The organism is Agathobaculum butyriciproducens (genome assembly GCA_003096535.1).
GTDB lineage: Bacteria > Bacillota > Clostridia > Oscillospirales > Butyricicoccaceae > Agathobaculum > Agathobaculum butyriciproducens.
In genome coordinates this window covers 128,613-145,209 of record QEKJ01000004.1, presented here as the reverse complement: position 1 = coordinate 145,209, position 16,597 = coordinate 128,613, and the positions used below count along the sequence as shown (strand labels likewise).

Annotated in this window: 9 protein-coding genes; 8 read left to right on the top strand and 1 reads right to left on the bottom strand. The window is 58.7% G+C overall.

Annotated features, from left to right (window positions below; translation table 11 throughout):
* The first annotated feature begins 170 nt into the window (after window positions 1–170).
* The 8 genes from C7386_RS05480 to C7386_RS05445 all read left to right on the top strand — a co-directional run bounded on the left by C7386_RS05480 (window position 171) and on the right by C7386_RS05445 (window position 13,911).
* Window positions 171–1,793 (top strand): ATP-binding protein, encoded by a 1,623-nt coding sequence (locus C7386_RS05480; RefSeq protein WP_165815474.1) that lies wholly within the window; start codon window positions 171–173, stop codon window positions 1,791–1,793.
* 12 nt (window positions 1,794–1,805) lie between these two features.
* Window positions 1,806–2,480 (top strand): response regulator, encoded by a 675-nt coding sequence (locus tag C7386_RS05475; RefSeq protein WP_116704983.1) that lies wholly within the window; start codon window positions 1,806–1,808, stop codon window positions 2,478–2,480.
* A gap of 422 nt (window positions 2,481–2,902) precedes the next feature.
* On the top strand, window positions 2,903–4,759 hold the full coding sequence (locus tag C7386_RS05470; RefSeq protein ID WP_116704982.1) for an ABC transporter substrate-binding protein: 1,857 nt from the start codon (window positions 2,903–2,905) through the stop codon (window positions 4,757–4,759).
* 6 nt (window positions 4,760–4,765) lie between these two features.
* Window positions 4,766–7,714: a hybrid sensor histidine kinase/response regulator gene (locus C7386_RS05465; RefSeq protein WP_116704981.1), complete on the top strand. Its 2,949-nt coding sequence runs from the start codon at window positions 4,766–4,768 to the stop codon at window positions 7,712–7,714.
* A gap of 229 nt (window positions 7,715–7,943) precedes the next feature.
* On the top strand, window positions 7,944–9,818 hold the full coding sequence (locus C7386_RS05460) for a diguanylate cyclase (protein WP_116704980.1): 1,875 nt from the start codon (window positions 7,944–7,946) through the stop codon (window positions 9,816–9,818).
* A complete protein-coding gene (locus tag C7386_RS05455) occupies window positions 9,815–11,494 on the top strand; it encodes a sensor domain-containing diguanylate cyclase (protein ID WP_116704979.1) in 1,680 nt (559 codons plus the stop codon). Before C7386_RS05460 ends, C7386_RS05455 begins: the two co-directional genes overlap by 4 nt.
* Window positions 11,491–13,404, top strand: coding sequence for a GGDEF domain-containing phosphodiesterase (locus tag C7386_RS05450; RefSeq protein WP_116704978.1), 1,914 nt, complete (start codon window positions 11,491–11,493; stop codon window positions 13,402–13,404). The genes C7386_RS05455 and C7386_RS05450 overlap by 4 nt, the downstream gene beginning before the upstream one ends.
* Window positions 13,405–13,533: 129 nt before the next feature.
* Complete coding sequence (locus tag C7386_RS05445) at window positions 13,534–13,911, top strand: hypothetical protein (RefSeq protein WP_110436430.1); 378 nt, start codon at window positions 13,534–13,536, stop codon at window positions 13,909–13,911.
* Between the two features lie 116 nt (window positions 13,912–14,027).
* On the opposite strand, the gene C7386_RS05440 is transcribed toward C7386_RS05445, so the two are convergent.
* On the bottom strand, window positions 14,028–16,397 hold the full coding sequence (locus tag C7386_RS05440; protein WP_110436431.1) for an HD domain-containing phosphohydrolase: 2,370 nt from the start codon (window positions 16,395–16,397) through the stop codon (window positions 14,028–14,030).
* Window positions 16,398–16,597: the final 200 nt, after the last annotated feature.

Here is a 16,597-nt window from a genome sequence, read left to right as displayed (position 1 = left end):
TGGTTTACGCGCTTATTGTAAAAACCTGTCGGAGTTTACGCAAGCTTATGAAACTAAAAAAAATTAACACGCGCAATTTGACAGATTTGCATAAATCTGCAGAGGGGATTTGATGAATGTTGACCAGTGTGTTATGATATGAAGTATCTTCTTAAAAGGAGTGGATGAATTTGATAAATGCACGTTCTTCCGGCTCACTGCACCGGCAGGTGCGCCGGATGCTGATCCTGTGCATTGCGGTGGTGGTGCTGCTGTCCACGTCGGTCGGTTTGGGCATCGGTCTGTATCAGGAGGTGCGGACGCGCGACCAGCTGCTGTCCAATGCGGCGCAGATGGCGGCAGATGCGCCGCTGCTGATCGAGGATATTCGGGCAGATAACGCACAGCAGTATTTGGCGCGGACCGTACAGCGTGTATCTGAAGTGGATATGCTCGGCGTGTATGATATTAAGGGAAAGCCGACAGTGTTTTACGATCTCGTGTCCGGTGCAGGCGACGCATCTTTGCTGCCCGAACTGAAAGCGGATACGGTCAGCCGCCTGTGCAGCGAGGAAAAGCCGGTGCTCTCGAACGATGAGATGCCGGACGGCGCGGATCGCTGTGCCTATGCTGTCATGCGCGATGAAAACGGGCAGGCGACCGGTATCGTCATGGCAGGGCTGTATCTGCGCTCCTACCATCGGACGGTGCTGCGTGTGCTGCTGTCGTATCTGCTCATCACGCTGTTCGCGCTTGGCATCGGCAGTCTGCTCAGCGTACGGTTTTCTAAGCGGGTCAAGCGGGAACTGCTGGGCTATGAGCCGGACGCGTTCCGTCAGCTGTTTCTGCAGCGCATGGATATTCTGGATGCATTGGATGAGGGCCTGATGGCGATCGACGAACACAGCATGATCACCTATATGAACCGTGCGGCAGCGGATATCCTCAAAATCAAGGTGAAGGATGCACTCGGTCAGCCGTTACAGACGGTCTATCCGCGCTCAACGATGGCGCGCGTGCTGCAGACCGGTAAAAGTGAATACAACATCGGTCTGGAGTCCATCAAGCATGTTTCGGTCATTTCTGACCGTATGCCGCTCTGGCGGGACGGCAAGGTGGAGGGGGTTATCGCTATTTTCCGCAACCGGACCGAAGTCACGCGGCTAGCGCAGGATTTGACCGGCGTGCAGCACATAGTCGGTGCGCTGCGGGCGTATACGCATGAGTTTACCAACAAGCTGCATGTGATCCTCGGTCTGCTGCAGCTGGGCGAGGACAAGCAGGCGGAGGAGTATGTGCTGCATTTGACGCAGACGCGTGCGCACTCGATCGGCTATATTTCCGAGCGTATTCGGGAGCCGTCGGTTGCGGCGCTGCTGATCGGCAAGGTATATCGTGCGGCGGAGCTGGGTATCCGGTTTGTGCTCGACCCGGCGAGTGAGCTGCATGGAGACGGACGGTATCTTCCGGCGAGCAGTCTGATCACCATTCTTGGAAACCTGATTGAGAATGCGTTCGACGCACTGCGGAACGCACCGGAGACTGCACAGAAGGAAGTGACGGTCAGCATCCGCGAGGGAGAGCACGGCATGCTCATCAGCGTGGACGACAGCGGTGCAGGCATTGCTGCCGATAAGCTGGACCGCATTTTCGAGCGCGGCTTTTCCACCAAAGGAGAGGGCAGAGGCACCGGTCTGTCACTCGTCAAGGAGACCGTGGACGCGTTCCACGGCACGATTCGCGTCGAGTCCGAGCCGGGAATCGGCAGCTCGTTCATCATTACGGTTGCGGAATCCGCAAACAGACAGCAGTAGGGAGGAAATCCGATGTACACAACGGTTATTATTGAGGATGACCCGATGATCACACGGCTCAACCGCCGGTATATCGAGCAGGACAGCCGGTTTGCCGTCGTGCAGACGTTTTCGGCGGCGCATCCGGCGCTGTTCTGGCTGCGGCGCAACCCGATCGACCTGATTATTTTAGACGTTTACATGCCGCAGATGAGCGGCACCGAGCTGCTGCTGCAGCTTCGTGCGGAAGGCGTGGACGCGGATGTCATCATGGTCACATCTGCGAATGACGCAAAAACGGTTAACGATGCCGTGCGATTGGGAGCAGTGGATTATCTGGTCAAGCCGTTCGCGTATGAGCGGTTCCGGCAGGCGCTTGATGTGTTCTGCCGCCGGCGAGAAAGCGTGCAGCGCGACAGCTTCAGTCAGGATGTGCTTGACCATACGCTGTTTCAGGCGGCTACGCCGACACCGCCTGTCACGCCGCCGAAGGGTCTGCAGAGCCAGACGCTTTCGCGCATTGAGGCATATCTGCGGGCCGCGCCGGAGACACGGCATACCAGTGATGAGATCGCATCGCATGTCGGTCTGTCGGTCGTGACCGTGCGGCGGTATATGAATTATCTGGCAGAGCAGCAGGTCATCGGCAGTGAGATGGATTACCGCACCGGCGGACGGCCGTGTCTGGTGTATTTTCTGAGAAAGTAACGATTTTCTCAAAACGAAGGATTTGTATAGCTCAAGCGTCAAGAAAAATGGATTCTGTGAGCATTGACGCCGCAGAACATCGAATTTGAACAATCGACCCGTCGAGAAATCGGCGGGTCTTTTTTGCCCATCGGAGGTGCGGCGCGGTGTGTTCCTTTCGCAGCCTTGCAGCTGCACAGCGTCTCACGCCGGTATCCCGCCTCAATCTGTTTTACAGGCACATTCGCACAAAAGCGCTCCGAATACGGCGTATAGTCTGTGTTTTCGCCTGTTTTAGCAGGAAAAAAGGCGAAATTCCTTGAAATACCGCCTGTGAAGTGCTATGCTATTCTTATATAATGCCGTTTCGCGGCGAGAAATGAGGAAAAAGAAGGGCAGTCTGTCGGGGAGAGGCGGCTGTCACGGGTAAGGAGAATTGGTTGATGAAAACGAAAAAGCGGAAGCGGGGTCTGTCCTTCCTGCTCGCGGTGCTGGTAACAGCGGCATGTCTGCTGACCGGCTGCGGCACACAAAAGAGCGAAGCGCAGGAGGATGCGGAGACCATTCAGGTCTATCTGTGGAACACCACGCTGTATGAAAATTACGCCCCCTACATCCAGTCGCAGCTTCCGGATGTGAATATTGAGTTCATTGTCGGCAACAACGATCTGGATTTTTACAAATTTCTGAACGAGAACGGCGGCCTGCCGGACATCATTACCTGCTGCCGTTTCTCGCTGCATGATGCCGCGCCGCTGAAGGACAGTCTGATGAACCTCGCCACGACCAACGAGGCAGGCGCGGTCTACAACCCCTACCTCAGCAGCTTCAAAAACGAGGACGGCAGCATCAACTGGCTGCCGGTCTGCGCGGACGCGCACGGCTTTGTGGTCAACCGCAGTCTGTTCGAGAAATACGGCATTCCGCTGCCAACCGATTACGACAGCTTTGTTTCCGCCTGCAAGGCGTTTGCAAAGCACGGTATCCGCGGCTTTGATGCGGACTATACCTACGATTACACCTGCATGGAAACCCTTCAGGGACTTTCGGTTTCCGAGCTTTCCTCGGCGGAAGGCCGCAAATGGCGCGCCGCGTACAGCGACCCGGCCAGCACCGAGAAAGTCGGTCTGGACGACACCGTCTGGCCGACCGCATTCAAGAACCTCGAGCAGTTCATCCGCGACACCGGCCTGAACGCCGCTGACCTGACACTGAACTACGACGACATCATGGACCGGATGCGCAGCGGCGAGCTTGCCATGTGCTTCGGCACCTCGGCTAACGTTAAGATCCTGCAGGATGAGGGTATCGATACGACTTTCCTGCCGTTCTTCGGTCAGGACGGGCAGCAGTGGCTGATGACTACCCCGTATTTTCAGGTTGCGCTGAACCGCGAGCTGGAACAGGACAGCGCACGCCGCGACAAGGCGATGCAGGTGCTCCATGTCATGCTCTCCGAGGAAGCACAGAACCACATCGTTTATGACGGACAGGACATCCTGAGTTACAGCCAGAACGTCAGCCTTCGTCTGACCGATTATCTGGAGGACGTGCGCCCGGTGGTCGAGCAGAACCATATGTACATCCGCATCGCCTCCAACGATTTCTTCTCGATCTCCAAGGATGTGGTCTCGCGCATGATCGCGGGCGAATACACAGCAGAGCAGGCGTATCAGGCGTTCAACGCGCAGCTGCTTGCGGACGAGCCTGCCCCGGATGCGGCTGTGCTGACCTCGGACAAGGGCTATTCGAACGTTTTCCATGCGGACAGCGGCAACGCTGCCTTCTCCGTAATGGCGAACACGCTGCGCGGCGTGTATGACACCGATGTGCTCATCGCTGCGGCGAACAGCTTTACCGGCAGCGTTCTGGCGGCAGACTACACCGAGAAGATGGCGGCCTCTATGATCATGCCGAACAGTCTGCTCGCGTATCAGCGCACGATGAACGGTGCGGAGCTGACCGAGACCGTCCGCGCCTTTGTCGAGGGCTGTGAGGGCGGCTTTACGCCGTTCAACCGCGGCTCTCTGCCGGTGGTCAGCGGCATCGCCATCGAGGTCAAGGAGGAAAACGGCGGCTTTACGCTGACCGGGATCAAGCGGGACGGCAAACCGCTCCGCGAGGACGATAGCGTAACCGTGACCTGTCTGGCGACGGCGGACGGCATGGCGCCGCTGCTCGCGGACGAGAGCCGCGCCTTTGAGGGCGGCGACACGACGGTCCGAGACACCTGGAGCGCATATGTTTCCGGGGGGAACGCCGCGCTGGCGGAGCCGGAAAACTATATCAAACTGAGGTAAACAGGAATGACTGACAAAAAACGCGGAGGAAAAACAAAATACAGCCTCCCGCAGCGCTGGCGCAGCACCGCTGCCGCCCTGCTCGTTCTGTTCGCGCTGATCGGCGGCAGCTGCGCCCGGTACGTCCTGTTCGTTTCGCAGACGGTCTATCAGGAGAGCACCTCGCATCTGTCCGAGCTTGTGCATCAATCCGACGATATGCTGAACCAGCTGTTCAGCCGCAACCGGATGATCCTGCATCTGTGGGGCGGTTTGCTGGAAATCGCCTCGAGCGAGGAGCAGATCCGCTCCGGCATGGACAAGATGCAGAAGGAGATCGATTGCGCCGCTCTCTACTTCCTCGCCTCGGACGGCAGCTGCATGACGCAGGACGGCGAAAAGAGCAGCCTTGGCTCGCAGACCGGGCTGGGCACGCATCTTTCCGACGGAGAGGACGTCGTTGTGAACGCGGCGCTGCCCGGAAAGCCGCAGATGCTCGTGTTCGTCTGCCCGGAGGCGAAAGGCACCTACCGCGGCTTCAACTACGATGCGATCGCGGTCGCCTACTATAATGATACAGTGCTGAGCGCGATCGACAGCTCCGCCTTCGACGGCGCAGCCCACAGCTATGTCATCTACTCGGACGGGCGTGTTGTGCTCGACAGCAATGCCGACAGCGACGACCCGGTCTATAACCTCCTCGCGGAGCTGCGCGGCAACTCCAATCTGTCCGAGAAAAAATTCGATGCGCTGAGCGACGATTTCGCGCAGGGCAGGAACGGCAGTATGATGCTGACACTGCGGGGAACCCGGTATTATCTGGTCTACGAGAACATGGGTATCCAGGACTGGATCATGCTCGGGCTCGTTCCGGTCAGCGTTGTTAACGCCGGCATGGATACGCTGTGGCGCCGGACGGTCGAGATCGTGGTCGTTATCGCGTGCCTGCTTATGGTGCTGCTTATCGCGCTCATCGTGCACAGAAGCCGTGACGCGCTGCGTCGGAGAGATACCGAGATTCTGTACCGGGATGAGCTGTTCACCCGGCTCTCACGCAACGTGGATGACGTTTTCCTCATGATGGACGCCGAAACCTCCCGCGTGGACTATGTCAGCCCGAACATCGAGCGGCTGCTGGGCGTGCCGCTCGAGCAGGTGCAGCAGGACATCCGAGCACTGCGGGCGCTGCACCCGAAGGATTCTCCCGACCACGATAAGAACTTCTTCGCGGGGATTCAGTGCGGCGAGCAGTGCGAATGGAACGCCGATTTTGCCCATCAGCAGAACGGTGAGCGCCGCTGGTTCCACATCGTCGCCATGGGCAGCGAGGTCGCAGGCCGGACCAAGTACATCCTCGTGATGTCCGACCGCACGGCTGACCGGAAGATCAATCAGGCGCTTTCCGAGGCGGTTGCGGCCGCCGAAGCCGCCAGCCGCGCCAAGAGCACCTTCCTGTCCAATATGTCGCACGATATTCGCACACCGATGAATGCGATCATCGGCTTTACCACCCTTGCGGTCAGCAATATCGATAATCAGAAACGGGTGAAGGACTATCTGACCAAAACCCTCTCCTCGAGCCGCCACCTGCTCGCGCTCATCAACGATATTCTGGATATGAGCCGCATTGAGAGCGGCAAGCTCCAGCTGGAGGAAACCGAGGTCAACCTCCCCGAGATGCTGCACGATATCAAGACCATCGTCAGCGGACAGATACACGCCAAGCAGCTCGAGCTTTATATGGATGCGCTTGACGTTACCGACGAGGACGTCTACTGCGACCGGACGCGCATGGGGCAGATCCTGCTCAACCTGCTGTCCAACGCCATCAAGTTCACGCCGGCGGGCGGCACGGTTTCCGTGCGTGTCCGGCAGTTTGCCGGAACCGTGCGCGACTGTGCACAGTACGAGTTCCGCGTCCGCGACAACGGCATCGGCATGAGTCCGGAGTTCGCGCAGAAGATCTTCGAGCCGTTTGAACGCGAGCGTACCTCCACGGTCAGCCGGATACAGGGAACCGGCCTCGGCATGGCCATCACCCGGAACATCGTTGAGATGATGGGCGGCACGATCAAGGTGCAGACCGAGAAGAACCGGGGCACCGAGTTTATCATCTGCCTGCCGCTGCGCGTGCAGACCGGAACCCGCCGCGAGGAAAAGATTGCGGAGCTTGCCGGCCTCAAGGCGCTGGTGGTGGACGACGATTTCAACACCTGCGACAGCGTGGCAAAGCTGCTGACCCGTGTGGGAATGCGTGCGGAGTGGACGCTTTCCGGCCGGGAGGCTGTGCTGCGTGCACGGCAGTCCATCGAGCTGGGCGACCCCTGCCGCGCCTATATCATCGACTGGCGGCTGCCGGACATGAACGGCATCGAGGTCACACGCCAGATTCGCAGCCTGAACGACGATACTCCTATTATCATCCTGACTGCCTACGACTGGTCGGATATCGAAGGGGAGGCGAAGGCGGCGGGCGTGACGGCGTTCTGCTCCAAGCCGATGTTCCTGTCCGACCTGCGCGACACCCTGCTGACAGCCATCGGACATACGCAGACGGAGGCGCAGGACATCCTGCCCGGGAAAAACGCCGACTTCCGCGGACGGCATATCCTGCTGGTCGAGGATAACGAGCTGAACCGTGAGATCGCGGTTGCAATCCTGCACGAGTACGGTTTTCTGGTCGATACCGCCGAGAACGGCGCGGTCGCGGTGGAAAAGATCTGCACCTCGGACCCGGGCCGCTATGATCTGGTGCTGATGGATGTGCAGATGCCGGTTATGGACGGCTGCACCGCCACCCAGCGCATCCGTGCGCTGGAGGACCCGGTGCGCGCCGCCGTCCCGATCGTTGCCATGACGGCTAACGTGTTCGAGGAGGAGCGAAAGCGGGCGTTTGACTGCGGCATGAACGGCTTTTTGTCCAAGCCGATCGTGATTGAGGAGCTGATCGACGCCCTGAAGGACATTATACACTGACCGCGCCATGTGGATATACAAAACCCGGAGTACTGGCCGAAAACGGCTGACGGTACTCCGGGTTTTTCGGATATGCAGAGGCCGCAGCGCGGTAAAGGATAAAAAGGTGATAAAACAGGGAAATAAATGCCGCTGCACCGCAATCTTCGCTTTCTTTTTGGGTCGGGAAATAGTATAATTGTGGTATAGGAAATGGAATGAATAAATTTCACCGAAGGAGGGGCAGAACATGAAAAAGCGATCAAGCATTGCTCTGCTGACCGCACTTCTCGCCATAGTGTTCGCGGCAGGCATTGGCGTTTACAGCAACTACATCGGAATGCAGATCTATGAGGAAAGCTCGAATCATCTGCTTGAAAGCTATGCGCAAATCTCCAAGACCTTCACGCTGTTCGTGCAGCGAAACTGGGTCGTGCTGAGCCAGTGGGACAGCCTGATGAAGAATATGCAGGAGGATGCGGATATTGACAGCATCTGGTCGGATGCGCAGAACAACAAGCTGTTGTGGCATTACAGCGACTTCTATCTGTTCAACGAGAGCACGCAGTATCTAACGGTAGATGGGCGAAAGGGCAGCGCCGACAGCATCGACGGCGTTTTTCAGGAGATGTACAGCAAGGGCGAGCCAATCGTCTCCACCTATACGGCAACCTACGGTGTGCCGAAGATCGCGTTTGCGATGCCGATGAGCCGCAGTCTGACGCTGGACGGCGTGACCTACACCGGTATCGCGGTCAGCTATGACACGGACGTGGTCGATGATCTGGTTGACGGCAGTATGTACGGCGGACAGAGCGACTGCTATGTGGTGCGCTCGAACGGCGATATCGTGCTGGAGCTTGAGCCGCAGACCGAGCTGTGCGAGGGAATGACCAACCTGTACGACCTGTCCGACCATGTTGACTGGAAATATGGCAGCATGGATGATATCAGGGACTGTATCCAGCTCGGCAAGAGCGGAAGCGCGCAGTTTACCTGCGATGGGGTGAGAAACTATCTGGTCGCGATTCCGACCGCGTTTTCGGACTGGTCGCTCGTCGGCGTCATCCAGACGGATGAGGTGGACGGCGCGATGCTCAGCGTGCAGCAGTCTACGATCATCGCGCTCGGCGCGCTCTGCATCTTCGCCGTCATCATCGTGGTGCTGGCGCTGGGCATGGAGGACCAGCTGCGCCTGCGGCGCGAGGAGGAGGAGCGGCTGAACCTCGAGCGCGAAAAGATGAAGAGCGACCGTTTCCTGCAAAGCATGAGCCGCATCGTCGATCGCTATATGGTCGTCAATCTGGATACCGGACGCTACCGCTATCATGAGCTGCGGAGCAGTGAGCCGCTCTATCCGACCTCCGGACAGTATTCGGAAATGGTCGAAATCATTTCTAAACGCTATGTCGCGCTGACCGAAACGGAAAACGCCAAGCTCTCGCGGCTGCTTACGCCGGACTATCTGCGCAGCGTGCTCCGGAAACCGGACGACAATCTCAAAATCGAGTATTGCAGCCGGACGGAAAACGCCTATATGGTGCTGACCGTCCTCCCGGTCGAGTGGCATGCGGACGGCACGGTCGCCGTGGTCATGCAGGTTGTGCAGGATATCGGACAGAAGGTCGAGCTGGAAAACATGGCAAACACGGACAGCCTGACCGGCCTGTTCAACGAGCGCTATTTCAGCAGGGTCCTGAACATCTGTGAGGCGAAAAAGCTGCCGTTCGTGCTGTATTACCTCGATCTCGACCGCTTTAAGCCGGTAAACGATACCTACGGTCACGCCATGGGCGACCGGCTGCTCAAGGAGATCAGCGCGCGGCTGCTGCGCTGCATCCGCAGCCGGGACTACGCCTTCCGCATCGGCGGCGATGAGTTCGCGCTCATCGTCAGCGCCGATATGGACGAGAAGCAGCGCAGCCGCATGACCGAGCGCATCCAGACCATGCTCTCTGCGCCTATCGTTATCGAAGAAAAAGTGCTTTCGGTCGGCGTCAGCTGCGGCTGCGCCTGCTATCCGGAGGACGGTGACGCTTCGCAGGTGCGCATCACGGCGGACAGCCGTATGTACGCGGAAAAGCAGCACCATCACGAAGACGACCGGACGGAGGAACAGTCATGAAACACAAAACCCTGCGGTGCACCGCAGAGACGGCCGCCCTGCTGCTGACCGTGGCAATGCTGGCGTTCCTCATTGCCGGACTGCATCAGCACGATCCGGACAGGGTGCTTTCCCCCCTTAATACCGGCTGGTATCAGCTGACGGACGGCGTGCGGCGCGAGATTACGCTCCCCGTCACGCTTCCGGCTGAGCCGGGGCAGACGCTTACCCTGTATAACGACACGCTGATCGCCCGCGATGCCGGAAAGATGCTGAGCGCGCGCGGCGTGGAATACGGCATCGAGATCCGTGCGGGCGAAACGCTGCTCTATCGCTACGAGGACAACGCTTTTCCGAAAAACACGCAGATGAAGGGTCGCCTGTGGGCGGATGCGGAGCTTCCGGACAATATCGGCGGACAGACGCTCAGCCTGACCTTTACGCAGCTTTCCGACCGGACCGGCAGGTTTGACGCGCCTCTGCTCGGCTCGGTGCGGAGCATCACCGGCCACCATATCCAGACCTCACTGTTTTCCCTGGTCATGATGCTCGCCATGGTCATCCTCGCTGTGCTGGCGCTGCTGATCTTCTGCTACATGAGCAGCGGCGGCATCCGTGAGCGCCGCTTCCTCGATGTGGCGGTCTTTCTGCTGCTGTGCAGCCTGTGGTGCCTGACCGATTCCGCTCTGTATCAGATTTACGGACGGGATACTGCCGCCGGAAGCGTCGTTTCCTTTTACGCCTTTATGCTGATGTCTATTCCGATGGTGCATTTTGTCCGCAACACGATAAGCGGCAGACGGCGGCTCGTTCCCGATGTATGCATTGCACTGTTCTGCGCCAACGCGCTCGCACAGGGCGCGGCGTACCGGCTTTTCGACATCCGGTTTATTGATATGCTGCCGCTGACGCACCTGCTTCTGGCGGCAGGCGTCGCAGCGATGCTGACCGTGCTGCTTCGGTCGTACCGCGAGCAGCCTTCGCAGCAGCTCCGGCTGCGTATTGCGGCGTTCGCCGCACTGGGCGTGTTCGGCGTGGCAGCGCTCGTCCTGTACGGCCTGCTGCACATCTACTGGTACGATGCAATATTCCAGTTTGGCGTGCTGCTGTTCATCATCCTGCTCTTCCGTGAGCTACTCGGACAGGCGACCGAGGATATGCGCTTTCACATGGAGCACCGCATCAGCCATCAGATGCAGCGCGAGGATCGTATGACCGGTCTGCCGAATCGCCGCGCGTTTGAGGAATACATGGAGCGCATCCGCACCGGCGAGGTCGGATGCCGCGATGCGGTGCTGACCTATATCCGGCTGGAGGGCCTGAACGAGCGCAACGACCGCCTCGGCCTTCAGGCAGGGGATGAGGCGGTCATCGCCGCCGCACGGTGCGTTGCAGACTTCTGCCGCGCGTGCGAGGACGGAGGCGAAAGCGTATCGTGCTTCCGCACCGGCGGAAACGAGTTCGCCCTCATCCGTCCCGAGCCAAGGGCAAATTCGGGGCAGCTGCACCGGCAGTTCAGCGCGATTGTCGCGCGGTACAACCGCACCTGTGCGCCACGCGCCCGCATCACGATGACCTACGGCTTCAGCCGCCTGTGCGACGAGGACGGAAAATCGCGCAGCATCAGCGCATGGAAGGCGGAGGCGGACGCCTATTTGAAGAGAAATGAAACCAAACTGGGAGGGGACACGGAATGACAACCAATCTACATTATCTGATCGCCGGGATGGCGGTGCTGCTGGTTGTTCTGTGGCAGTATTCTCATCAGCGGCAGATGGATGACCGGAACAGCCTCATGTTCCGCCGCCTGCTGACTGTCGTCAGTCTGGACGTTCTCGCTGAGCTGGTCAGTACATGCTTCATTCTGTACGCTCCGTACAGCTTCGGCGTCGGCCGCATGCTCTCGAACACCGTGTTCTATCTGTTTCAGGCGATTCTGCCGCTCATGCTGCTGTACTATGTCTGTACACTGTGCTCGAGCCGCGTGATCTCCACCGGAACCGTGCTGCGCATGGGCATTCCGACTATCGCTCTGGTCTTTATCATTCTGACCAACCCCTTCACCGAAAAGCTGTTCTATTTCGACAGCACCGGTTACTGCCACGGTCCGTGGTATCTGCTGCTGTATATCAGCGCCCTGCTGCACATCGCGGCGGCAGCGATTTTTGTCGCGGTGCACCGGGATGCGGTCAGCCGCCGCAATCTGACGGCGCTGCTTACGGTCTTTTTGCTCGCCGCCTTCGGCATCGCCGCGCAGGCCGCCAATCCCGCGGTGCTGACGACCGGCTTCGGCCTTTCGCTCAGCATTCTCGCAATGTATCTGACCATCAACAATCCCTGCGCGTGCATGGACAGCCTGACCGGACTGAATGACAAGCAGTATCTGCTGCGCCGCATGAACGAGCTGACCGACGCGCATAAGGCCTTTCACATCATCACGGTCTACGCCTACCAGCTTGACCACATGAACAAAGTCTCGGGCGTGCAGAGCGGCGACGAATTTCTGCGCCGCGCGGCCGAGCACATGCAGGAGATCGCGGGCAGGAACGTGTTCCGCGTGACAGGTAAGCGGTTTCTGCTGCTGACGTTCTCGCTGCGCGAGTACGAAACCTGCCTGACGAGCCTGCGGCAGGTGTTCCACACGCAGCCGGACGACGCGCAGGCCGCTCCCTCGCCGGTCATCCTGTGCGGCGTGGTGGGCGCGGAAAAGCTGGGAACGGGCGGTCTTGTGCTGGATTATGCGGAATATCTCGAATCTCTCGCAGCACGCAGCGGCGGGACTGAGGTCATCCAGAACGACCGCAAGAACCGGGACAGCTTTTACTACAACAAGCAGGTCGAGCAGTTCCTGCACCGCGCGATCGACGAGGATCTGTTCGAGGTCTATTATCAGCCGGTCTATTCGCTGCATCAGCAGCGCTTTGTCACCCTTGAGGCGCTCAGCCGCCTGCGGCATCCCACGCTTGGCTGGATTTCACCGGATATTTTTATCCGCCTTGCGGAGAAGAACCGCCTTATCAGCCAGATCACCGAGCTTCAGCTGCGGCGCGTCTGCCGTTTTCTGCGCGAAAACCCGGCGCTTCGCGCGAGCATTGCGAACGTCAAGATCAATCTTTCGCCGCTCGATCTTATTCACAGCGATGGCGGAAACCACTTGATCCGCATTCTGGACGAATACGGTCTGCCGTACTCCTGCTTCCAGTTTGAGATTACCGAAACGGTTGCGACCGAGTACTCCGCGAGCCTGACCCGGGTGGCGGAGAGTTTTCAGGCGGTCGGCATCGGCCTGTGCCTGGACGATTTCGGCTCGGGCTACGCCAACCTGAATACGGTCATGCAGCTGCCGTTCTCGGTCATCAAGCTCGACCGTTCGCTGCTGTTCCACATCTGCACGGACAAAAACGCCGCGCTCTTCTACCAGAGCATCGTATCCGCCTTCTGCCGTCTCGGCTACCGCATCATTGCGGAGGGTGTGGAGACGCAGGAGGAGATGGAGCTGCTGCGGAGCTGGAACGTGGACATGATTCAGGGCTATTATTTCTCCCGTCCTCTGCCGCCGGGAGACCTGCTGCGGCTGCTGACCGAGGAAGCCGTCGAACAGATGTGACCGGGTGCGGCGGACCGCCCAAAAAATCCGTGAAAAAAATTTTTCAGAAGCCGGAACCTTTTTAGACGTGCTTCGTCTAATAGAGAGAAAGAGGACAGATACTGTTCTCTTAGAAAGAAGGCTTTTTACATGAAAAAAACACTGATGGTATTTGCGTGCACGGCTCTGCTGGCTGCATCGCTTTCGGCCTGCGGCAGCAAGCCCGCCGAAAATACGGATACCGGTACAGCATCGTCTGCGGCGGCCTCGTCCTCGAGCAGCGAACAGCAGCAGGAAAACACGCTCACCGGCTCGCTCGATGAGAAGAAGAACGGCATGTTCGTTGTAACGGATGCCGAGGGTGCCGCCTATGAATTTACCTACGATCCCTCCGATACGCCGAAGGGTCTGGACGATGCCGCAGAGGGCGATTCGGTCACTGTGACTTATACGGGCACGGTATCCGAGGTCGATTCGTTTGACGGCACGGTCGTTTCGGTCGAGAAAGCTGCGGCAGCACAAAATTAAAGACGCGGCTCCTTGCGCAGGCTCCGTCGCGCTGCCGCGGCTGCCGCTTGGAAAGAACGCAAAAAATCCCCTGCCGGGGACAGATTTTCTGTCTCCCCGGCAGGGGATTTCGCTTTTCAGGACTTTTGCTCTGCCTTGTCCAGATACATCAGATAATCCGCCTTGCGGATAGCCTCTGTGATCGGATGTACACCGCAGATGCCGCCGATGCTGACCGAAAGCTGGACATCCGCAAACTCCGACATGCGGATTCCGCGCACGGCCTGCTGGATCTGCTTTTTCTTGTCGAGAAAAGCCTCCTCGGTCATGCGCGGAAACAGCAGCAGGAACTCGTCGCCGCCGTAGCGGATCAGAATATCGGTCTTGCGGATGCAGGAGCGCACCGCGTTTGCAATGTCGCGCAGCGCCGCATCGCCTGCGGCGTGGCCGCAGCGATCGTTGATGAGCTTGAAGTTGTTTACATCCATCAGCGCCACGCCCTCCATGCCCTCAAGGTGGGTGCGGTAGGTTTCAAAATAGCGGCGCGAATAGACGTTGGTCAGCGGGTCGAGGAACAGCTGCATATCCTCGCCGCGCGTGCGGTCAAGCAGAAAACGCGAGCCGTTTGCGTCAATCCAGCGGCCCTCGTTGAGCCGCGAGACCAGCTCGAGCACGCAGGGCGTGCCGTTGATCGTAATATACTTGGAGATGACGAAATACATCTCATTTCGTGTAAATTCGAGCTTGTTGAGCGTAGTATGCTCAGCAAACGCCCGTGCGGAGATGCAGTTTGCGCAGCCCGCATCGTTATCCCAGAACGCGGCGCAGCGCTCGCCTGTGTGGTGCAGAATGCCGTCCGCATCGAGATCGAGCACGGCGTATTTTGTCGGATCAACCAGACGGACGACATCAAAGACCGCGCTCAGACGCTGGATATCGTTGGTGATCGACGGCTCGTCCGTCGCGCTTTTGCCTGTGCAGCGGAAGGGCGCATAGCCGCCCTGCACCTTCTGTGCATCAGTCAGACAGCCGATCACGCCGACATAGTGACCGGGGGAGAACGGCGACCAGAGCGTGTGCATCCGGATGTTGTGCCAGTGCTGCTTGCGCCCGACCGGCAGAAGCAGGCTGAGCGAAAGCTCGTTGTTCTCGGGCGTTGTGGCCTTGAGAGCGGCTCTGAGCCGCGCAATATCGGCCGGCCGCAGCAGTCGGAGACTGTCCGTTTCATGCACGTCCAGTATCGTGCACTGCTGCTGACGCGGACGGCTTCGGTCGGCTATTATGATGGTACCGGCAGGAACGTCATACTCAAACTGCACATCGCCGCAGCAGGAGACAAAGAAATCCAGCTTTTCCTTGACATAATTCAGCTCGCGCTGGGCGCGGTCGCTGTGCGGTACAGCGCTCTTTTGCAGCAGCTCAGCAGACAGGCGCTTTGCGTCGCGGCGGAGCACTTGATCGGCGGCAAGCGTCGGCAGTGCGCTCCGGAGACGCATGCTGATCTCCTGCAGGCAGTCGAGCAGCATCGGGTTGAACGCGCCGCACTCTCCGTTGAGGATCATAGTGATGGCGGTGTCGTGGGTGTATGCCTTTTTGTAGCAGCGGTCACTGGTCAGCGCGTCAAATACGTCCGCCAGTGCGACTACCTGCGCCGAGATCGGGATCTGTTCACCGAGCAGGCCGTCCGGATAGCCGCCGCCGTCCCAGCGCTCGTGGTGCCAGCGGCAGATCTCGATGGCGACCTTGACCAGCGGCTCGTCGCGGTATTGCGTCAACCCCTCAAGCATGGATGCGCCGATGGCGGGATGGGTGCGGATGATGTTGAATTCCTCGGGCGTCAGTGCGCCCGCCTTGTTCAGAATGTTCTCGGGGATGCTGATCTTGCCGATGTCGTGCAGGGCGGACGCGGTGGTGATGAGGCGGATCTTGTCCTCGGTCAGACCGTATACATCGGTCTTTTCGGTCAGCTTGCGCAGCAGCATTTCGGTCACGGTCTGCACCTGAAGCACATGCTGTGCGCTCTCGCTGTTGCGGAACTCGACGATATGACTGAGGATGCCAATCATGACATGGCTGTCCTTCTCGTTCTGATAGATCTGGTCGGAGACCATGCCCATCAGCCGCTTCTGGTTGGCGTAGAGCGTGAGCGTGTTTTTGACGCGGCGCTGCACGATGAAGGAGTCGAACGGACGGCGGATATAGTCGGTAATGCCGAGGCTGTAACAGCGCTCGATAACCGCACGGTCCTCGGTGGCGGAGATCATGATGACTGGCAGCTCCTCGATCCAGCGGAACTGATTCAGGCGCTCGAGCACGCCGAAGCCGTCGATTTTCGGCATATTGATATCCAGCAGCAGCAGGTCGATATTCATATCCTGCTGGAGCATGAGGATGGCTTGCGCACCGTCCTCTGCCTCCGCGTAGTCATATTCCTCGCCGAGGATTGCCTTGAGCATTTCTCGGTTGAGTTCCGAGTCGTCAACAATCAGAATTTTCTGTCGGTTCATAGTCGTTCGACCGCAGCCGGGTCGCCCTCCCTCCCTTTGTTTACCGGAATTTGACCAACTTCACCATTTTATTATACTACTAATGCAATGCGGAATAAAGGAAAATTTCCGTCAGCGCCGACGGTCAGCGCCGACGGCGGAAATTTCTGTTGTGCAGGAGTGCGGCAGCGTGTATAATGAGGAGTGGATTGTGCCGATTT